This is a genomic window from Bacillus cereus group sp. BcHK124 (assembly GCF_027712065.1).
In the GTDB taxonomy this organism is placed as follows: Bacteria; Bacillota; Bacilli; order Bacillales; family Bacillaceae_G; genus Bacillus_A; species Bacillus_A pacificus.
Genome location: NZ_JAQFPJ010000024.1, coordinates 43,100 through 63,788 on the forward strand (window position 1 = coordinate 43,100; position 20,689 = coordinate 63,788).

A 20,689-nucleotide genomic window follows, 5' to 3' on the forward strand; every position below is an offset into this window, starting at 1 on the left:
ATTGTTTTTATAATGAACTCTACTTCTATCCATTCCTTTAGCAGGAGGAAATTGAACTATTAATCAGTGACCTCGCTCATTCTTAGTACACATCAATCATGCGCTAGACTCCCGCCTTCTTCCCTTATATCTATCTCTTCTTGAAGGGCTAATCTTACTATCCACCAATACCGGGATTAAAAAATAAAAATTCATATGCTTGTTTTTTTGTTACAATAAAGGAAAGTTACTTTTCGCAACGGTTTAACTCTCAGGAAAAATGATATACCTAGCAAAAACATAGTTTGGTCGATATAATGCAACTTCTACCTATTAAAAGAACATGCACCCTTTACATACAACATCATTTTTCTAAATTATACAGGGGGAACGAACATGACCATTGAAAATCAATTTATCCAAAAGGTTTACTATAAAACATTTTTAACAGAAGAAACTTCTACTCCAGTATCAGAAGTACTCGGTGAAGCATATATAAATGAATCTACAAATGAATTCTCCAACATTTCTAATATTCGCTTTGCTCAAGGTGAATTGTATTACCAAAATAAAGACTTTGAAGCAGCGATATTTAAATGGGAGAAAGTAAATAATGAGCTTGCACTTTGGGCAACCAAAAATATTGCAGATGCTTATTTTGAACTAGGATTCTTACCAAAAGCAGAAGAAATGTATCAATCTATCCAAACGGAAGATACAACTCTTACAATGGAGGTTTCCTTACAACTTCTTTCTCTTTATATCGAACAAGATCGTTTAGGTCTAGCATTTAAGACGATTAGTGAAGCTGTTGCATTTCAACCTGACTATCCAAATATTACTTCAATTGCTCGCTCGTTCTATGAAAAACAAGAAGATTGGAATAACGCCATCGAACTTGCCGTTCAAGAAGGAATTCGAACAAAATCATTACACTGGTTCGATACTTTAATTAATTATGTGAATCAAGGATTTACGAAACAAATCAAACCAGAATATTTCTATGAATCTTTAAAAGCTTTATATGCAATTGATCAAGTCCAATTTAAGGAACTTGTTATCGCTCTTTGGAACAGCTATCAAAATGAAAAATCGCATCTAGCTTGGATTCAAACAATAAATCATTTATTCTTACATATTGAAACAGACAACAATGACGATTGGCATGAAATTGTTGAACGCTATCAAGATACGTACTTTGAATTAATTACTGGTGAACATTTCATGCATGAAATGCAAGGACTTGTACCTGACTTATTAACAAATTGGTTTAGTTTAACGAGAGCAAAAGACGCTCTATTCGTCTCTGCTGCAGTGTTAGCGTGGAATGAAGTTTCACCTACAACTTTAGAGTCATTACTCGTAAAAAGTGCGGGAGCCCTACTCTCTAATTCAACAGCTGAAACAAATGTAAATATGGAAACTGTTTCTCATTTATTCGAAACAATTGCTGTATGGGCTGAAAAAAATGATGTAGATTTAAGTCATCAATTTACGTTACTCGTTCATGAACTATGTGATTTAAATGTTACAAAATTACTAATTGCGGGAACTAGTGACCATGATAAATTATCATTCGTCAATTCAATATTAGGAGAGAACATCTTAACTGAAACTATAACAACTCCTATTCTATTTAAGGATGATAGCCAAACTGAAATAACAGAATTCACTGAGCTAGATGTGCACAATATACCGAACTTTGATGAATTCCATCAAATAATGGCTACACCTGAACAATCAGAACTTGAGAACAAATGTATAGAAATTAAATTACCAAGTAGATTTTTGAGAAAGAATAAATTTGCATTTCTTGTTACACCATCTGTTCAAGGACAAGTGGATAAAAACAGCTCATATTTTGAATACTTACAAGCCGCAGATAGCCTTATTTACGTATTAAATTCTGCTTCATCGTTACATGGTGAAGAACTCGATACATTACTTTATTTAAGTGAACAAGTACCAAACTTACAAATTCATTTCGTATTACACACAAATAGTGCGGATACGAATGAAAAACTAATGAGTAAGATGAAAGTCCATTTCCCAAATGCGCAGTTCTTCCCATACTCTCCTTCACAAGAGGGAAGCCAACAACTTGGGGACGTGACAGAGTCTATTCTTTCTAATCTAGCAGAACGCGATATAGAACAAGAACGTATCGAAAAACTAATATGGTTTACTCAAAAGACCATCGCATACCTTGTAAATGAACGTGTGGAATTAGAAAATACATTAGTCAAATCAGTACGTTGGAATAAACATATCTCAGTAAAACTAAACGGATTTATTAACAATCTTACCGCTCTTGAAAAAGATAAAATTCGTTCTATTACAGAATCTTATCTTTTAACGAAAGAAGAAATCACACGAGATATCCATTCTCAAATTCCTGAATTATTACAGAGCTGCTCTGATCTTGTTCAAGAAGATAGTGATTTCAAATTAGTTCATGAAGAATTAAATACTGCCATGAACGAACGAATTCAAAAACATGTACAGCAAGTGCTTCTCCCTAAATTTACTGGATTTATTCAAGAGTGGATTGAAACAGCGCATAATGAATTTATTCAAGCTCAATCTTATTTAGATGAAATGAGTGAAACATTTAATAAATTATATAAAGAAGAACGTATGAAACTTCCTTGCGATTTCAAATTACTAGATGATTGGCATCGAGATGTTGTACGTATGACAAATAGAATTACAGTATCGAACATCAATATTTTATTACGCTTTACACCGACACAATTTTTCTTAAAGAGTGCAGGAAAACTGTTTGGTAACATGCAAAAAAATCAATCTATGCTTGCAAACAAATATAAACAATACATTGAAACGGAAGATTATACGGAAATTGCTCAAACAATCTCAAAACAATTCTTCCTTCAATTTGAAGTATTTGAAGGCGCATTAGAACGAGATATCATGATGTTCTTTAAAGATCCACTTAGCATATTGAAGCAAAATGTAGAAACCGCTCAACTTGAAATACAGGAAGACGAGCAAACATTAGCAACGTTAAGAAGCAACCCAGAAACTTATCACGATCCGTTAGCATTCTTTAAACTACAACTATTGCAGCACAAATTCGTTTTAAGTACGAACAAAAACAATGAAGACGTCTATGAATTTAATGAGTCTCCTACGATTTAACATAAAAACCAAGCAAACTGAAATTTGCTTGGTTTTTTACTTTAATTCATTATTTTCATATGTCCAAATGGATAATAAATTGCCGCTAATTCTCCTAATACATCTGCTTTATCAATGAGTCCTAAACCATTTCTACTATCTCTGCTTATTAAGCGATTATCTCCCATAACAAAAATCTTATTTTTAGGAACTGTAATCGGTCCAAAGTCCTCCGTTAAATTCATAAGTTTTTTTTCAGCTTGTTTTTTATTACTATACAAATACGCTTCCTCTATTACTTCATGATTCACATATAATTGATCATTTCTCACCTCAATAACATCGCCAGGCAAACCAATAACCCTTTTCACATAAAAATTATCTGTCTTTACAACAATAATATCTTCTCTCCCATAACTTTCAAATTGCTTTGCCAACTTATTCACAATCACCTTATCCCCATCTTGTAATGTTGGCTTCATAGACGCCCCTTTTACAGTCGTAGGAAAAAACACGAAAATTTTCGCCAAAAACACGAGCAAAAAAGCAATTGCAATTGTTCCAAAGAATTCACGCAAACGTTTTTTCTTTTGCATCATTCCACCATCTCATTATCTTTTTACTTTTATTATAAAGACTTCAACCATGTATTTTCCACAAAATTCTGAATTATAAAATTCTAATATTACAAAAATACAAATAATAATATTCAAGAATGTATTATTTTGATATACTATATCTTGCATTTATCATTATATTTTTAGTTACTTAGGAGGACTTTTTCTATGAAAGTTATGCTTAAAAATGAAAATACCGGTCAAATTAAACAAGCAAAAATTGGTTTTAGTTGGACTGTATTTTTCTTTGGTTTCTTCCCTGCTATATTCCGTGGAGACTGGAAATGGTTTTTAATTATTTTAGTCGCTAGTATGTTTACATTCGGATTCTCTAACTTAGTCTTCTGCTTTATTTACAACAAGCTTTACATCAATGATTTATTATCCCAAGGTTATAAAGCAGCAGATGAATACAGCCTTTCTGCTCTACAACAAAAAAACATTGTAGCATAGTAACAAAAAAGATACTCTTCAAATAGTCTATCCACTATTCGAAGAGTACCTTTTTATATTCCCACATATACAATACACATTTGAGCCGCTACATATGTAAACCAAATCCAAAGTGGTTCATACTTTAATTTGCGTCCTCCAATATCTGTCACGCCAATAATAAAATCAGAAATGACAAATAGTAAGCCACCAAAAGCTGGTATCCACCATATTCCTGTATTCTCATAGTATAAGGCGAACGCAAAGCAAGCCATGCCTCCAACCCACAATCCGTAAATGAGCGCTCCTATCGTAAACAATTTATCCTGTTTCTCATTTCGAATAAAGAAGAACCATCCTATAATGAGAAAGAGTCCGTATACGAGTAAACCAATCCAAAAACCATTCCATGAAATGCCTGTTTGCAAAAATGCTTTTACATAAAAACAATGCGCAAGCGCGAAAGTAATCATCCCTCCAATTAGCCTGTGACCAATTGGAATTAAACCTGCCATAAATAAATCCCCTACAGTTGATAACGTCATCCCTAGTGCAACCCACGTACTATAATCTACTGATGGATCTTGTAACCATATCCAAATTGCACTTGCTGTTAAAGAAAAACTAAGAATAAGACGCACCGCTAAAGGTAACGGCATGTTATTTCTTGTTTTTTTCGTCTGCCCTATTGCGTACATTGCACCAATTAAAAAAAGAATGATTTGTCCAATTAATACCATATAAAGTAGATTCATAATATGTTCTCCTCAATAAATGCTTTTTGTATCTTTTTTCGTGACACCTAGTCTATTATCCTTTTTCTATACAAAAAAAGAAGAACAGTACTGTTCTTCCATTGTAATCGTCTTCCCTTTGCCTATGCTACTTGTTTTTCTTGTTCTATTTTTTGCTTAGCTGGTGTCCGATTCACCACAATAATTCCCGTAGCTACACACGCTAAACCGAATAGTACGAATGAGTGAATTGCTTCTCCTAAAATCATGCTCGATAATAGCACACCAAATACGGGTATGAAGAACATATACATTGATACTTTTCCAACCTTGTTGTACTTCATAATTGTATTCCAAATGCAAAATCCTGCTGCGGATAAGAAAGATAAGTAAATCAGCATAAGTATTGCATGTACACTGAATGTAAATGGCATAACTCCAACTTGCAAAGCCCCTATACATAATAGCCCGATAGAACCAAAAATCATTTGGTATGCTGTCATATAGCCAACATCTAATGTTTTACTACCTTCTTTCGCCAATATATTCCCATACGAGTACAACATTGCTGCACTCAGAAGTAATAAACTACCGATTCCGAAATGGAATGACAAACTACCATCACTCGGTACATTTACTAAAACGACACCACAAAATCCGATAGAGACTCCAATTATTTTTCTCATATTGAGCGCATCGTCTTTATATAAGAAGTGCGCGAGTAAAATTTGAAAGAATGATGATGTTCCTGAAATGATAGCTCCTTCAATACCAGAGCTATAACTCATCCCAATATAAAAACATATATATTGAAGAAATGTTTGAAATAAGCCAATTTGTACTAACTGCTTCCCCGTTCCTTTTTTGAAATTCATATCTTTTCCTAACGCTTTAAAGAAGAATAAAAGCATAACCCCAGATAAAAAGAAACGATAGCCAGCAAATAATATTTGCTCTCCAACTTCTTGTGGCTGAATTCCAAGTTCAGCATAACTTAATTTAATAAAAGGAAATGCGCTTCCCCATAAAAAAGTTGCTACTATTGCAGCAATAAATACGCCAATCGGATGGGTAAAAAATTTCTCTGTCTTCACTTGTTGTCTTCCTTTCCGACCTTTTTATGAACAGTATTCATATATACCAAAGGAATTGAGAAAACACAAGTTTTCAGTTTCTAAACAAACAAAAATATATCATCTAACGAAAACATATGCTATACTATAGAATAATTACAACATAATAACTATTAAAATCAGTTTCAACAGAAATGCTGCTATCCATTATGGATGGCAGCTTTCGTCGTTTTATAGGGGTTTCGATTTTGATTCTTTTTCTCAATAAGAATTTGGAAGGAGCGAGTAGTAATGAACTCAGAAGTAAAAACATTACAAGTACAAAAGTCTATTTCTCATCCCTCTTTATGGGATACATTAAAGAAACATTATGAACTTATATTTGCAATCGCATCTGGTATTTTCATTTTAGCTGGTTGGTTATTCACAAAGAACGATGTAATGAATGTAGGCATTACTTGCTATATCCTTGCTTATATAGTTGGTGGATATGCAAAAGCAAAAGAAGGTATTGAAGATACAATTGAGGAGAAAGAGCTAAATGTCGAAATGCTTATGCTCTTTGCTGCTATCGGCGCTGCAGTCATTGGCTACTGGGCAGAAGGCGCGATTTTAATCTTTATCTTCGCACTAAGCGGTGCGATGGAATCTTATACATTAAGTAAAAGTCAAAAAGAAATTTCAGCGCTTCTTGATCTACAACCTGAAGAAGCATTACGTATTTCAAACGGAACTGAAGAACGTGTTCCTGTTGGACGATTACAAATTAACGACATTATTCTAATTAAACCAGGTGAGCGCGTTCCTGCTGACGGTACAATTCATAGCGGTGAAACAAATATCGATGAGGCAGCGATTACTGGTGAACCCATTCCAAATGAAAAAAAATATGGTGATGAAGTATTTGCTGGTACTGTAAATTTACGCGGTGCTATCGAAGTTACAATTACGAAGCCGAGCGATCAAACATTATTCCAAAAGATTATCCGTCTCGTTCAAAGTGCACAGAGTGAAAAATCACCATCACAACTATTCATCGAAAAGTTTGAAGGAACATATGTAAAAGGTGTACTACTCGTTGTTGCGCTTATGATGTTCGTCCCTCATTTCTTGCTGGATTGGAGCTGGAATGAAACGTTTTATCGCGCTATGATTTTACTTGTAGTCGCATCTCCTTGTGCACTCGTTGCTGCCATTACACCAGCAACGTTATCTGCTATTTCTAACGGCGCAAGAAACGGAATTCTCTTTAAAGGTGGCATACATTTAGAACGTCTCGCTTCAGTAAAAGCAATTGCCTTTGATAAAACAGGAACATTAACAGAAGGAAAACCTACTGTAACAGATGTATATGTTCGAGAAAATATGACAGAAAAAGAAGTACTTTCTATTACAGCAGCAATTGAAAGTCACTCTACACATCCTTTAGCTGAATCTATTGTGAAATATGCAAAACATGCGTATGACATTACATTAAAAAAACCAGAAAACGTTGAAGATGTAACTGGTTTTGGGCTAAAAGGAATATTCGAAAACAAAGCTTATAAAATAGGTAAAGCTGATTTTATCGGTGAAGAAACAAAGACATTTCATAATGGTATTTCTGCCTCACTTGAAAAAGAAGGTAAAACTGTGGTTTATATTAGTGATGAGGATGGCATCCTTGGACTTATCGCTTTAAAAGATACTCTTCGCCAAGAGACAATAGCTGCTATTCGCGAATTACAAAGCATCGGTGTCGAGGCCATTATGATTACTGGAGATAATGAAGAAACAGCAAAAGCTATTGCCTCTGAAAGTAATATAAAGGAATATTACGCATCATGCTTACCAGAAACAAAGGTTGAAACGATTAAAAAGCTAAAAGAAAAATACGGGACAGTAGCAATGGTCGGAGATGGTATAAATGATGCCCCTGCACTCGCTACTGCTAGCATTGGTGTAGCGATGGGAGAAGGAACAGACGTAGCTTTAGAAACGGCAGACGTTGTACTTATGAAGAACGAGTTATCTCGACTTTCACAAGCAATTCGTTTATCAAAACGAATGAACCGTATTGTAAAGCAAAACGTAATCTTTTCACTAGCTGTAATTGCAATGCTCATTTGTTCAAACTTCTTACAATTTTTAGCTCTTCCATTCGGTGTTATCGGGCATGAAGGAAGTACAATTCTTGTTATTTTGAATGGCTTACGATTATTAAAAGGAAACAAATAAGAACGGGTCCCTCATAGAGGACCCGTTTTATTTTAGTGATAGCTATTATGCCCGTTCGCACTACCACTCGTTTTATGCTTTGGATGCGAACTGCTCTTTTGCTTATTGTTATTTTTATTGTTGTGATTCTTTTTATTATTACTCATGAAATATCCCCCCTGTTCCTTTTTATTATGGAACAAGAGCTCACTTTTCATTACGGGAATTATTGTCACCCGTCCTATAATGATGGAGTAAACCATTAATTTCGCCGCCAAGTAAAATTACCCATCCAGTTAAGTAAAACCATAACATTAAAATAATAATACCACCGAGACCACCATATGTATTGGCGTAATTCGCAAACTTATCTACATAATAAGCAAATGAGTACGATACCACAATCCATCCTACAGTAGCAAATGTTGCTCCTGAAATGACTTCTCTTCTTTTTAATTTTCGATCTGGTGCAAATGTATATAAAAAACTAAACAATGCAAATAACACGAAGAAACTCGCTACTAAACGCGTAATACTCCACACGTAAGAAAAGCTATCCGATAAACCAATTGCTTTAAATACAGCTGCCCCAATGACTTGTCCAAACACTGGAACAATTAGCGCAAACACAATCATAAAAATAATCGCTAACGTAAACACAATTGATAAAGCTCTCGTTTTAATAAAAGAACGTGTTTCCGTTACATCATACGCACGGTTAAAAGCATTCATCACCGCATTTACACCATTTGAAGCAAACCATAGCATTGATAATAAACCAAATGATAATAAACCACCATTTTGCTCATTTACAACTTTATCAACGTTTACTTCAATTAAAGACATTGCATCTTCGGGTACGTACGGTTCTAATAAGTTGAGCACACTTTCTGTTTGAAGGTCAATGAATCCAAGAAGCGTAATTAAGAAAACAAGCCCAGGAAAAATCGCAAGCAAGAAGAAATAAGCGAGCTGTGCTGCCAAGCCCGCTACATCATCGCGCATCGTTCGGTCATATAAATCTTTACCAAACGAATAAGTACGATTTCTTCTCACCTTTTCTAAAATTTTTCTCATATATGGTTAAACGCTTTTCTTCTCTTCTTTATCTTGCTTCAACTCAATGTACGCTTCAGTTTTTTTTTCCTCTACATTGGAGTCTTTCATAAATAGTTCACGCGCTTCTTTCATACCGCCATCTTCAGCAACTACCGGCTCTTCTTCTGCCTTCAGCTCATCTACCTTTGGAGAAACAGCTTGAATTTCAATCGTTTCTGGCTTCTCTGCTGGCTCAACCTTTTTCTTACTAAAAATTTCTTTCGTTTCTTTTAACGTCTCTACAACAGACGGCGTCAATTTTTTAATTTCTGCTACTTTTGCTTTCACTACATTTAAATCAGCAAGTTCGCGTCCTTTATCTGTAACAGTTTGCACTTTTTCTTTGATCTTTGCATTTTCACCAATTTCAATCATCTTGGTTTTTGCTTTTTCTGCAGTATTTTTTACTTTTTCACGGTTTTCTTTCTTCAACATAGATACAGCTACACCTGCAGCTACACCAATCGCAATGTTTCGAGCAATATTATTTTTCTTTGCCATATTCCTTCACCCTTTCATTTCTTATGTTAGAAAGTATTTCTTTCTAAGCTTCCTCATATTCCTTGTTCTTTTCGAATGAAAGCTAATAGCTTTGCACACCCTTCTGTTACAAGGTCATATACTTCTTGGAAATTCCCTGTATAGTAAGGGTCGGGAACGTCTGTCCAGCCACCGTCTGGAACAAAATCGGACAGCCTACCAATATAGCCTCCAGTTTTACCTAAACTTTTTAAATCTGCTATATTCTTGTTGTCCATGGCAATAATATAATCAAACTTTGTTAAGTCTTCTTTTTCTACTTGCCTTGCTTTAATTCCTTCAAAAGTGACTGCATTTTCTTTTAAAATTTTTTGTGTTCCTTTATGTGGCGGATGGCCAACATGCCAATCTCCAGTTCCTGCAGAATCAATGACAATTTTCTCTTCGAGTCCCTCTTTTACGACAAGATCTCGAAAAATCGCTTCTGCCATTGGAGAACGGCAAATGTTCCCAAGACAAACAAACAATACTTGAACCATATTTTTGTTTCTTCCTTTCTTGGTGCATTTCTTTATATATACTTATAGTATAAACAACCAATTATTAAATATAAAGGAAATCCCTACTAATTTAATAGGATTGAAAAGATTCATTAACGAAAATGATAAAAAATGTTAAGATAGCCTTATGTTATTTTAAAGGGGGACACTTCGGTGGATTTATCCGTAAAGTCAGAAGAAAACGTTGAATATATGGTCGAAGCTATTAAAGAAAAATTACGTATGGTTAATGCTGGAGCGATGAGAGCTGCTAGCTTTAATGAAGAAATGTACGAAGACTTACGTGACATTTATGAGCATGTTATGAAACGTGAAACATTCAGCATTAGTGAAATGCAAGCTATTACAGAAGAATTAGGTACATTAATTAAAAAGTAAAAAGCCTCGTTTATGAGGCTCTTTTTTATTTCCAACAAATTCATGACAACTCTTCTCTTTCCCTCAAGCAACTGTAAAATATTGTACAATAGAAGTAGAACCTCACCTTAGATTTTTTCTCCATACATACTACTCACAAATAATAGCAACACTACCATTGCTAACTGTTTTTACTGGAGGTGCTTACTTATGAGCAATTGGTACAGTAAGACGAAAGATCAAACATTAATCGACTTAGAAACAAATGAACAACACGGTTTAACAGAAGAAATTGCAAGTGAACGTTTAAAGCAATACGGTTCTAATGAATTAGCTACAAAACAAAAACGCACTTTATGGCAACGTATTTTCGCCCAAATTAATGACGTCCTCGTATATGTCCTTATTATTGCTGCTCTTATTTCAGCCTTTGTAGGTGAATGGGCTGATGCAAGTATTATTGCACTCGTTGTAGTTTTAAATGCTGTTATCGGTGTCGTCCAAGAATCGAAAGCAGAACAAGCTTTAGAGGCATTGAAAAAGATGGCGACACCTAAAGCTATCGTCAAGCGAGATGGTGAACTAAAAGAAATTCCATCTGAGCACGTCGTTCCAGGTGATATCGTTATGCTCGACGCCGGACGATATATCCCATGCGATTTACGCCTTATCGAAACCGCAAATTTAAAAGTTGAAGAATCTGCTCTAACTGGTGAATCTGTCCCTGTTGATAAAGATGCAATCTACCACCCTTCCATGCAAAGTGATGAACAAGTACCACTCGGTGATCAAAAAAACATGGCCTTTATGTCTACCCTTGTAACATACGGAAGAGGCGTCGGTGTTGCTGTTGAAACTGGAATGAACTCACAAATTGGTAAGATTGCTACCCTGTTGCATGAAGCAGACGATGATATGACACCACTTCAAAAAAGCTTAGCACAAGTCGGAAAGTATTTAGGCTTTGTTGCTGTAGCGATTTGTATCGTTATGTTTCTCATCGGCTTTTTACAAGGACGAGATACACTAGAAATGTTTATGACTGCTATTAGTTTAGCCGTTGCAGCTATTCCAGAAGGTTTGCCAGCTATCGTTTCCATCGTTCTTGCAATTGGTGTGCAGCGTATGATTAAACAAAATGTTATCATTCGGAAACTACCAGCTGTCGAAGCTCTCGGTTCTGTCACAATTATTTGTTCAGATAAAACAGGTACGTTAACACAAAATAAAATGACCGTTACTCACTTTTATAGTGATAACACATACGATCAATTAGAAAATTTAAATGTAAATAATGATGTGCAACGTCTATTGTTAGAAAATATGGTGCTATGTAACGATGCGTCTTACAACAATGAATCACAAACGGGAGACCCGACTGAAATTGCTCTTCTCGTTGCCGGAAGCACTTTTAATATGCAAAAAGATTATTTAGAAAAAATACATGAACGTATTAATGAGCTACCTTTCGATTCAGATCGTAAAATGATGTCAACTGTACATACATACGATGAAAGCTACTATAGCATGACGAAAGGTGCTATCGATAAGCTCTTACCTCGGTGTACCCACATATTGAAAAACGATAAAATCGAAGTTCTAACAGAGGCTGATAAAAATCAAATATTAGAAGCTGCCAGGGCAATGTCCCGAGAAGCTTTAAGAGTACTTTCATTCGCATTTAAACAATACAATTCAAGCAATGTGGATATAGATCATCTCGAAGAAAACCTCATCTTTATTGGTCTTGTCGGTATGATTGATCCACCGCGAACTGAAGTAAAAGATTCCATTACAGAATGTAAAAAAGCCGGTATTCGCACAGTTATGATTACTGGTGACCATAAAGATACCGCCTTCGCCATTGCCAAAGAACTTGGCATTGCTGAAGACATATGTGAAATTATGATTGGAACTGAATTAGATAACATTTCAGATACAGAACTAGCAAGCAAAATTGATCACTTACATGTATTCGCTAGAGTCTCTCCAGAACATAAAGTAAAGATCGTAAAAGCATTACGTGCAAAAGGCAATATCGTTTCTATGACTGGTGATGGCGTCAATGACGCTCCATCTTTAAAACAAGCAGATGTTGGCGTAGCGATGGGCATTACAGGAACAGACGTTGCAAAAGGGGCAGGGGATGTCGTATTAACAGATGATAATTTCTCATCTATCGTGAAAGCTGTTGAGGAAGGTAGAAACATTTATCGTAACATAAAAAAATCAATTCTCTTCCTACTCTCTTGTAACTTCGGAGAAATTATCACTTTATTTTTAGCCATTTTACTCGGCTGGGCAACACCACTACGACCTATTCACATTTTGTGGGTAAATTTAATTACAGATACGCTGCCTGCATTATCACTTGGGGTGGATCCTGAAGATCCTGATGTGATGAAGGAAAAACCACGACATGCGAAAGAAAGCTTATTTAGCGGTAGCGTTCCTTTCCTTATTTTCAATGGGGTTGTCATTGGACTTTTAACGCTAATAGCCTTTATCGCCGGAGCAAAGTTCTATACTGGAGATACAAATTTATTCCCTCTTTTCCCAGAGCGAATTGATGAGGATGCTCTATTACACGCTCAAACGATGGCATTTGTCGTTCTTAGTTTTTCTCAGCTCGTTCATTCATTTAACTTGCGTTCAAGAACGAAATCAATTTTTTCAATTGGGATTTTTACAAATAAATATTTAGTCTTCTCCCTTCTTATCGGTGTTCTTATGCAAGTTTGTATCATCTCCATTCCGCCCCTTGCAAATATATTCGGTGTGCATGCATTAACGCTGCGAGATTGGGGATTTGTTCTCTTATTAAGTATCATTCCGCTCGTTGTGAATGAAATCATTAAATTAGCGAAGAAAAACTAAAAGGCAATGAGGAATAGTCCTCATTGCCTTTTCATTTACCCTTGTAATTCTTTTTTAATGTTCTCAGTTAATGTAGCCATACGTTTGCGACTTTCTTCACGCTCACGTTTGTTTTGCTCTTCAATTTGTTGTGTTTCTTGCATACCTCTTGAAATAATGTTCCAAGTTTCCTCAAGTGTTTCCATCTTAATACTAGAAGAACCGGATAATCTCGCTACTTCCACACTTTGCGTTGCGATATTTTGTGCATTTTTCTTAAGTAATTCATTTGTACGGCGATCCAGTTCAGCCATGGAATCTGCAACAAGCTTTTGACGCTTCGCATTTACCGCTTGAATGATACCATTTTTAAAGATAGGAATCGTCGTAATAAATGCTGTATTGATTTTACCAATTAATTTATTATTACCACGTTGAATCATTCGAATTTGTGGTGCTGTCAGTAACGCAACCATACGCGCTTTTTCTAAATCATCAATACGTTGTTCTAAAATTTCAACAGAGTTTTTAAGCGACTCTAATTCAATACCTGCTAATTGATCATTATTACGTACACGCTCTTCATACATCGGAACTAACTCTGTATTTAAACGCTCTAATAACATTTCTCCTGCTACTACGTATTTTTCTAAGTCTAAATAATATTTTAAGTTTTGCTCATATAAACCATCTAACGTACCAATTGATTTTTTCATTTCATCTTGATACTTCGTAATTTCCACATACACTTTATCAATTTCACGGCCCATCGTTTGATACTTGCTAAAGATTTGTTCAATCATTTTATCCGCTTTTTTGAACATACGTGAGAAGAAACCACTTTTCTCTTCCGCAAAGTCTTTGCTATCGAATCGGTCCATAATTTTACCAAGCTGTTTTAATAATTCACCAGAATCTTCTATCTTTGATAATGACATCGTATGTAAAATTTGATCAGCAAAACGTGAAATTTCCATAGAAGGTTCTTTTCCAAGTTCAATTAATTCTAATTGATCTTTAATATCTACCGCATTATAAATACGTTGTACATCCGCATCTTGTCTAAGTTGCAAGCGAACATCTTGTGCTGTTTGCTCATTTAATTCTGTTTTCGAATCTAGTACGACTGGGTTATTCATATGGTATTCTCCCTTTCCTTATAAAAATGGACGAAATAGTCCTTTTATTGTTTGTGATAAATTTTTATAGGCTGATGAACCATGAAACTCAAGATCGAAATTAACCTCTTCAAGCCAATGTGAATCAAATGCCCCAGCTTCAATATACGGTTCAATATCGTTTCTTCCCGTTGGATTGAAATGGAATACATCTACTCCAATTTGATTTAAAAATAGTAATAAAACAGCATCAGAACGAGTTAACTCTCCACTCTTCTCATTATTAAATATAACAATTTTCGGTACATCTTGTGAATAATCAAATTTCTCAAGCTGTTCTAAAATATTCGGTGGTATTTGAGAAAGTTGCGCGAAAACATATAGCGCTACATCTTGTTTCGTCTCTTTTGCAATTGGTTTACACATTTCACTTTCACACGTATGGATAATCGCTTCTGCAATACCATGTTGTAATCCTTCTGGCAATCGTTTATGCGGCCACCAATGACTGTTCATAATTAAATCTGGATGCAATTTCCCTCCGCGGTCTAATGCATCTCGATAATGGTATTGGAAATTTGCTTTTTGTTCTTTCGTAAACGGAAATGTATTAATTAATAAACTGTTATCAAATGATGTAACAGCCTTTAATCGCTGAAAATACTCTTTATCATTCTTTGAAACACCTGATATTTTCGCAAATAGGGATGGAATATAAATGTGTTTATTTTCAACAAAGAATGTCGGGCGTACAAACGCCTTTTCTTTCGTAATTAAAAATAGTTCATCGTATGTTGTTTTTAATGTACGTGCTACAGGTGTATATGAACGGAATTGCCACGGCTTGTATAATAGTGAATTATCGTGGTGAAGTACTTGTTCAATTTCTTTTGAAGCTTGATATGCCACTGTTGCAACACGCTCGCGGCGGCGATTTGGAAATGGCTCAAGAGAAATGCGACTTGGATGAGACACAATAAAACTTCTTCCTTCCTCATCAACATTCTCAAATCCATCTTTTCCTTCTGGGTGATAATAAAGTACATCGCAGCCGAGCATAATAAGAAAGTATAAGAAATATATACGGCTTTCCTGTGCATCACCGTACCAAACGATACGTGGCATTTGTTTCTTATAGTTAATCGTAGAGAACCACTTCGCTACGTAATTTTCGCTTAATTTAATCATGTCGATTAAGAAACGACGGAAGCCTTCTGTCTTTAGAGATTGATTATGTTGTTTCTCATATAATTTCAATACAGAAATAAATGTTGTATGTATATAATGCTGTAAATCCGGATTGTCTACTTTCGGTAAAAGTTGTTTCCCAGATAAGTGTGCCACTAGCCTATTTACTGTTAGACCATTTGGTGCTTCTTGATGTAATCCGAACACCTCTTGAATGTGACGAAGCTTTTCTGAATCAATCACTTTATTTAAATTTTGTTCGTGTAAAACTTCAATTCCTTTCGCTTCACTATAATCAAATAATTCATTGAAATATTCATCTACATCATTAGGAACGCCAAGGATTCGACATGCTATATAACTAAATTTCATCTCATTCTCTGTCAGCTCATATTGTGGACGTTTTTCTAAAAGCGTTTCAAATTGCTTTAAATCTGATTCATCTTTTAATGCATATGGTTGAAGTGTAAAACGTGAAAACACAACAGTTCACCTCCAAAAACATTTACTTTTTCTAAGTCTTTCTTCTATTATAAACTATTTTTGGTTATAAAAAATGGGCGCTCGCAAAACGAGCAAACCCATTTCAATTATTTATTGTCTTCTTTAGTAGCAGCAACTTCTTCTTTAGCTTGTCCAGAATTCTTCACGTAGTGAAGTACAAATGTTGCTCCAAATGCTACAACTAAAATAACGAAGAACAATGTATGGCTTATTTCAATATGAATAACAGACAATAGCATTTTTGTTGCAATAATTAAGATTAAAATATATGCTGTCGTTTCAAGTTCTGGGATACGCTCTAACAACTTTAAGAATACACCAGCGATACCACGCATCATTAAAATACCGAGCATTCCGCCTAACAATAGAATCCAAACTTCATTTGATACACCAAATGCAGCAAGTACACTATCTACAGAGAACGCGATATCCATTAATTCGACCATCGCAACCGTTCCCCAGAAGACACCAAACATTCTGAAGAGAATACTGTTTTGGTTCATACCATGAGCTTCCTCTTCTTCTGCATTACCTTTTCTTTTATCAATAAAGTATTTAATTGAAAGCCAAGCTAAGTAAAGTGCACCTAACACTTTTACCCATGCTAATTTAATTAAGAACATTCCAATTCCAATCGCAATAAAGCGGAATAAATACGCTCCAATAAGTCCATAGAATAAAGCCTTTTTACGCTTCTCTTCTGGAAGGTGTTTTACCATTACCGCTAACACAAGTGCGTTATCAGCAGATAGTAATCCTTCAAGTACAACAAGTGTACCTATTAATCCCCACGATACTGGATCTTGCAACACTTTAATCCACATGTCCAAGTCGAAAAACTGAGCATACGTATCAAGGATTCCTTGCAAAATACTCATCTTACCTATATCCCCTATTCTTTGCTAGATTTATAGAAAGGTCAAAAAAAGGAAACGAATATCGTTTCCTTTCTATGCATCCAAGCCATACGCTCTTACAAGCGCACCTAAACCACCTTGGAATCCACTTCCTACTGCATTAAACTTCCACTGTCCATTATGACGATATAATTCACAAAAGACAACTGCTGTTTCGATAGAGAAATCTTCCCCTAAATCGAAGCGAAGAACTTCTTCATTCGTTTCTTCGTTTGCTAAACGAACGAAAGCATTTCCTACTTGTCCAAAGTTTTGACTACGACCTTCCGCATCATAAATCGTAACTGTAATAGCAATTTTGTGCACATCTGCTGGAACTTTCTTCAAATCTACAACAAGTTGCTCATCGTCGCCTTCACCTTCACCCGTTCGGTTATCACCTGTATGTAAAACTGATCCACAAGGAGACTGTAAATTATTATAGAAAATAAAATCAGTTTCCTTCGTACATTTTCCGTTCATATCTAATAAAAAGGCAGATGCATCTAAATCGAAATCAGCTCCACCATCATAAGACTTAATATCCCACCCAAGACCAATTACTGCTTTTGTTAAGCCAGGGCTTGTTTTACCTAAATCGATTTTCTGTCCTTTTTGTAACTGAATAGCCATTTATATTCACCTCTATATTTTTATCTAAAAAAATATATCCATCAGTAAACATGCATTTCATCGATGGATATATTAATCTATTACTCTACATCTAACCCAAAGTTATTGCATAGAGACGCTAATCCACCTTGGAATCCACTTCCGATTGCATTGAACTTCCAATCACCTGCATGGCGGTATAATTCGCCTACTACAACAGCTGTTTCAATGGAGAAATCTTCTCCTAAATCGTAACGAATTAACTCTGCATTCTTTTCTTCATCTACAATACGTACGAATGAGTTAGAAACTTGACCAAAGTTTTGGCTACGGCCTTCTCCATCGTAAATTGTGATTGTGAAACAAATACGTTCGATATGTGCAGGTACATTTTTCAAATCTACTTTAATCGCTTCGTCATCGCCTTCGCCTTCACCCGTTCTGTTATCTCCTAAATGCTCTACAGCACCATTCGCGCCTTTTGGGTTATTATAGAAAACGAAATCCTCTGCGCCTGAAACTTTACCGTTCGCACCTACTAAAAAGATACTAACATCTAAATCAAAATCAGCTTGTCCATCATAACGGTTCGTATCCCAGCCAAGCCCTACAAGTACTTTTGATAAACCTGGATTTGTTTTTGTTAAATCTACCTTTTGTCCCTTTTTTAAAGAAATAGATGCCATTTTAAATTCCTCCTTAGTTTATCCTATTGATAACGTGATACAATCTCACTTAAGTTTTTATCTTGTGTGCCTTCTCCAACTGCTGAAAACTTCCACTCATTTTCGTATCGATACATTTCTCCTGCAATTAAAGTTGTTTTACTAGCATAGTTTTCTGATAAATTATAACGTGCTAATTCCTCACCTGTATGAGGATTTTGAATACGAATGTAAGCATTACGAATCATACCAAAGTCTTGACGTCTGTTTACACAATCATAAATATTTACAACGAATACTAAACGGTTAATACGACTTGGGACTTTATGCAATTCTACAAAGATTGTTTCATCGTCACCTTCGCCTTCACCTGTTAAATTATCTCCTGAATGAATAATACTACCACAAGTAGAAAGTTTGTTTCCGAAGTATACTAAATCGTTTTTATTAACAAAACGATCTCCTTCTAACATAACAACAGATGCATCACAATCTACATTTGGTTTACTTCCAAATAATGAAGACAGAAACCCACCTGATTGCCCAATTGGATCCCAGCCTAAGCCAACCTGTAGTTTTGCTACTTTTGGTTGTCCTTTCGTTAAATCGATCTTTTGACCTTTTTCTAAAATAATAGGCATGCAGTTTCTTCCTTTCTACAAAGCATTTTCCAAGACGGAAAATATTGTATTCTTCCCTTATATTGTAGCATTATTTACCTAGTGATAAAAAGGATAAATTCTCAGTTATATGAAAACATTCATATAACTTACTTATGATGATGTAAGAAGTGGTAAATAGCACCAACCATTCCTGCACAATTACCGTTTTGCGCAAGTTCAATCTCACAATTACTATAAATCTCTTTATTTAAGTATTTACTGACCTCTTCTTTTACTTCTTTTAAAAACTCATTTCCCCTATCAGTAATTCCTCCACCTATAACAATCACTTCTGGATTAAAAATATAAGCAAGGTTACTAATTCCAATCGCTAAATGTTTAAAGAAAACCTCAACTGCTTGGGTAACTTCCCTATCACCTTTATCATACAGTTCGAAAATCTTTTTTCCATTCCAATCACTTTCATCTTTATATTTTCGCACAAGACGAATTAACCCTGAAATGGAAGCGATCTCTTCAAACGGCTTTCCTTCTATTAACATATTTCCCCATTCGCCAGCACTAAACAAATGCCCTCTATATAACTCTCCATCTATAAAAATTGCTCCTCCAATACCAGTTCCAAGGGTGAGCATAATAAAGTTTTCTTTCTCTCTTGCACTACCATTCCACTTTTCTCCGAACGCTGCACAATTCACATCATTATCAATGGATACAGGAACTTTTAATACCTCTTGCAATCTATTAATAATAGGAATCGTACTATAACCTGGAATATGATCCGCACCTCCCGTCACAATCCCTTTATTAACGTCAACAATTCCCGCAGTACTAATGCCAATTCCCGAAATCGTATGTTTACCCATTAAATTTTTTGATAAAAGAATGAGTTTTTGAATGATTTGTTCCCCGCCCAAATGAATTTCTGTTGGAACTGTTTTATGCTTTAGTACTGTTCCTGTTTCTGAAACAATTCCATATTTAATTTGTGTACCACCAATATCAAATGCAATATACTCTTTCATCTGCTGTCACTTCCTCTACTGGAATGGGTGTGAAATTCCCACCACTCTACTATTATAAAGAATTTACACTCACTCTTTTCTCTCTTTAGAAATATACCACCTTTTTCTATATATAGTTTTTTTTGCATAAAACTCTTTTTCCTATGAAATATTACAAAGAGATGTATTTTAGATGGAATATTAATGTTTCAGGAGGAAATCAATGACGAAAATTTTTATTTTAGCATCAACTCTTTCTTTATCTTTTTTTAGTGGTTTAAACATTGGTAATGCAGCAACAGAAAACTTCTCTCCAGTAACAAATGCGCTTGTACAAAATAACGATCATTTCGCAGAAGGTAACTCAAAAGATAATAATAAACCACCAGGAAACGGTGGTTCTCAGGACGATAGTGGTTCTGGTGACAATGGCTCTGGCGGCAACGGCTCTGGCGGCAATGGCTCTAGCGGCAACGACTCTAGCGGCAACGGCTCTGGCGGCAACGGCTCTGGCGGCAACGGCTCTGGCGGCAACGGCTCTGGCGGCAACGGCTCTGGC

18 protein-coding genes and 1 pseudogene are annotated in these 20,689 nt (G+C 35.4%); 6 read left to right on the forward strand and 13 right to left on the reverse strand.

Annotated elements, in window-relative coordinates; all coding sequences use genetic code 11:
- The first annotated feature begins 375 nt into the window (after positions 1-375).
- The gene (locus PDK19_RS23685; RefSeq protein ID WP_074615178.1) at positions 376-3,138 is read left to right on the forward strand and encodes a tetratricopeptide repeat protein; all 2,763 of its coding nucleotides are present in this window, start codon (positions 376-378) and stop codon (positions 3,136-3,138) included.
- Between the two features lie 41 nt (positions 3,139-3,179).
- Here PDK19_RS23685 and lepB read toward each other — a convergent pair whose 3' ends face one another.
- Positions 3,180-3,716 carry a signal peptidase I gene (gene lepB, locus PDK19_RS23690; protein WP_074615177.1) on the reverse strand — a complete coding sequence of 179 codons (537 nt, stop codon included), beginning with the start codon at positions 3,714-3,716 and terminating at the stop codon, positions 3,180-3,182.
- Positions 3,717-3,902: 186 nt separating this feature from the next.
- Here lepB and PDK19_RS23695 point away from each other — a divergent pair, with 186 nt between their 5' ends.
- Complete coding sequence (locus tag PDK19_RS23695; protein ID WP_000867043.1) at positions 3,903-4,187, forward strand: hypothetical protein; 285 nt, start codon at positions 3,903-3,905, stop codon at positions 4,185-4,187.
- Positions 4,188-4,240: 53 nt separating this feature from the next.
- Here the strand turns inward: PDK19_RS23695 and PDK19_RS23700 are convergent, their stop codons facing one another.
- Both PDK19_RS23700 and PDK19_RS23705 read right to left on the reverse strand, forming a co-directional pair.
- Positions 4,241-4,921, reverse strand: a complete 681-nt coding sequence (locus tag PDK19_RS23700; RefSeq protein WP_001051060.1) for a lysoplasmalogenase — start codon at positions 4,919-4,921, stop codon at positions 4,241-4,243.
- Between the two features lie 122 nt (positions 4,922-5,043).
- Positions 5,044-5,994, reverse strand: a complete 951-nt coding sequence (locus PDK19_RS23705; protein ID WP_074615703.1) for a DMT family transporter — start codon at positions 5,992-5,994, stop codon at positions 5,044-5,046.
- A gap of 270 nt (positions 5,995-6,264) precedes the next feature.
- On the opposite strand from PDK19_RS23705, the gene PDK19_RS23710 reads away from it, so the two are divergent.
- Positions 6,265-8,190: a heavy metal translocating P-type ATPase gene (locus tag PDK19_RS23710; protein WP_001083789.1), complete on the forward strand. Its 1,926-nt coding sequence runs from the start codon at positions 6,265-6,267 to the stop codon at positions 8,188-8,190.
- A gap of 186 nt (positions 8,191-8,376) precedes the next feature.
- Here PDK19_RS23710 and PDK19_RS23715 read toward each other — a convergent pair whose 3' ends face one another.
- From PDK19_RS23715 to PDK19_RS23725, 3 genes are read right to left on the reverse strand one after another with little or no spacing between them, the layout of a single operon-like run.
- The gene (locus PDK19_RS23715) at positions 8,377-9,246 is read right to left on the reverse strand and encodes a YihY/virulence factor BrkB family protein (protein ID WP_001226530.1); all 870 of its coding nucleotides are present in this window, start codon (positions 9,244-9,246) and stop codon (positions 8,377-8,379) included.
- Positions 9,247-9,252: 6 nt separating this feature from the next.
- Positions 9,253-9,768, reverse strand: a complete 516-nt coding sequence (locus PDK19_RS23720; RefSeq protein ID WP_001085393.1) for a DUF4075 domain-containing protein — start codon at positions 9,766-9,768, stop codon at positions 9,253-9,255.
- Positions 9,769-9,821: 53 nt separating this feature from the next.
- Positions 9,822-10,286 (reverse strand): low molecular weight protein-tyrosine-phosphatase, encoded by a 465-nt coding sequence (locus PDK19_RS23725; protein ID WP_000250909.1) that lies wholly within the window; start codon positions 10,284-10,286, stop codon positions 9,822-9,824.
- Positions 10,287-10,460: 174 nt separating this feature from the next.
- On the opposite strand from PDK19_RS23725, the gene PDK19_RS23730 reads away from it, so the two are divergent.
- Both PDK19_RS23730 and PDK19_RS23735 read left to right on the forward strand, forming a co-directional pair.
- Entirely contained in the window at positions 10,461-10,685 is a 225-nt protein-coding gene (locus PDK19_RS23730; protein WP_000366197.1) for a DUF1128 domain-containing protein, read from the forward strand.
- 189 nt (positions 10,686-10,874) lie between these two features.
- On the forward strand, positions 10,875-13,541 hold the full coding sequence (locus PDK19_RS23735) for a cation-translocating P-type ATPase (protein WP_049112251.1): 2,667 nt from the start codon (positions 10,875-10,877) through the stop codon (positions 13,539-13,541).
- Positions 13,542-13,576: 35 nt separating this feature from the next.
- Here PDK19_RS23735 and PDK19_RS23740 read toward each other — a convergent pair whose 3' ends face one another.
- From PDK19_RS23740 to PDK19_RS23770, 7 genes are all read right to left on the reverse strand, one after another.
- Positions 13,577-14,659 (reverse strand): toxic anion resistance protein, encoded by a 1,083-nt coding sequence (locus tag PDK19_RS23740; RefSeq protein ID WP_001064413.1) that lies wholly within the window; start codon positions 14,657-14,659, stop codon positions 13,577-13,579.
- Between the two features lie 18 nt (positions 14,660-14,677).
- A complete protein-coding gene (locus PDK19_RS23745; RefSeq protein ID WP_049112249.1) occupies positions 14,678-16,309 on the reverse strand; it encodes a YceG family protein in 1,632 nt (543 codons plus the stop codon).
- 107 nt (positions 16,310-16,416) lie between these two features.
- The gene (locus PDK19_RS23750; protein ID WP_000025691.1) at positions 16,417-17,208 is read right to left on the reverse strand and encodes a TerC family protein; all 792 of its coding nucleotides are present in this window, start codon (positions 17,206-17,208) and stop codon (positions 16,417-16,419) included.
- A gap of 72 nt (positions 17,209-17,280) precedes the next feature.
- Positions 17,281-17,859, reverse strand: coding sequence for a TerD family protein (locus PDK19_RS23755; RefSeq protein ID WP_001007530.1), 579 nt, complete (start codon positions 17,857-17,859; stop codon positions 17,281-17,283).
- A gap of 80 nt (positions 17,860-17,939) precedes the next feature.
- On the reverse strand, positions 17,940-18,524 hold the full coding sequence (locus tag PDK19_RS23760) for a TerD family protein (RefSeq protein ID WP_000146721.1): 585 nt from the start codon (positions 18,522-18,524) through the stop codon (positions 17,940-17,942).
- 23 nt (positions 18,525-18,547) lie between these two features.
- Positions 18,548-19,144, reverse strand: coding sequence for a TerD family protein (locus PDK19_RS23765; RefSeq protein WP_001121593.1), 597 nt, complete (start codon positions 19,142-19,144; stop codon positions 18,548-18,550).
- A 128-nt stretch (positions 19,145-19,272) separates the two neighbouring features.
- Entirely contained in the window at positions 19,273-20,151 is an 879-nt protein-coding gene (locus tag PDK19_RS23770; protein WP_000666136.1) for an ROK family protein, read from the reverse strand.
- Between the two features lie 202 nt (positions 20,152-20,353).
- On the opposite strand from PDK19_RS23770, the pseudogene PDK19_RS23775 reads away from it, so the two are divergent.
- Positions 20,354-20,689 (forward strand): annotated as a pseudogene (locus PDK19_RS23775) (cell wall anchor protein); the annotation flags it as partial.

Coding starts and splice junctions, on each gene's coding strand:
- lepB (WP_074615177.1), bottom strand. CDS start 3,716: ATGATGCAAAAGAAAAAACGTTTGCGTGAATTCTTTGGAACAATTGCA.
- PDK19_RS23770 (WP_000666136.1), bottom strand. CDS start 20,151: ATGAAAGAGTATATTGCATTTGATATTGGTGGTACACAAATTAAATAT.
- PDK19_RS23715 (WP_001226530.1), bottom strand. CDS start 9,246: ATGAGAAAAATTTTAGAAAAGGTGAGAAGAAATCGTACTTATTCGTTT.
- PDK19_RS23735 (WP_049112251.1), top strand. CDS start 10,875: ATGAGCAATTGGTACAGTAAGACGAAAGATCAAACATTAATCGACTTA.
- PDK19_RS23750 (WP_000025691.1), bottom strand. CDS start 17,208: ATGAGTATTTTGCAAGGAATCCTTGATACGTATGCTCAGTTTTTCGAC.
- PDK19_RS23700 (WP_001051060.1), bottom strand. CDS start 4,921: ATGAATCTACTTTATATGGTATTAATTGGACAAATCATTCTTTTTTTA.
- PDK19_RS23710 (WP_001083789.1), top strand. CDS start 6,265: ATGAACTCAGAAGTAAAAACATTACAAGTACAAAAGTCTATTTCTCAT.
- PDK19_RS23725 (WP_000250909.1), bottom strand. CDS start 10,286: ATGGTTCAAGTATTGTTTGTTTGTCTTGGGAACATTTGCCGTTCTCCA.
- PDK19_RS23755 (WP_001007530.1), bottom strand. CDS start 17,859: ATGGCTATTCAGTTACAAAAAGGACAGAAAATCGATTTAGGTAAAACA.
- PDK19_RS23685 (WP_074615178.1), top strand. CDS start 376: ATGACCATTGAAAATCAATTTATCCAAAAGGTTTACTATAAAACATTT.
- PDK19_RS23695 (WP_000867043.1), top strand. CDS start 3,903: ATGAAAGTTATGCTTAAAAATGAAAATACCGGTCAAATTAAACAAGCA.
- PDK19_RS23740 (WP_001064413.1), bottom strand. CDS start 14,659: ATGAATAACCCAGTCGTACTAGATTCGAAAACAGAATTAAATGAGCAA.
- PDK19_RS23720 (WP_001085393.1), bottom strand. CDS start 9,768: ATGGCAAAGAAAAATAATATTGCTCGAAACATTGCGATTGGTGTAGCT.
- PDK19_RS23760 (WP_000146721.1), bottom strand. CDS start 18,524: ATGGCATCTATTTCTTTAAAAAAGGGACAAAAGGTAGATTTAACAAAA.
- PDK19_RS23765 (WP_001121593.1), bottom strand. CDS start 19,144: ATGCCTATTATTTTAGAAAAAGGTCAAAAGATCGATTTAACGAAAGGA.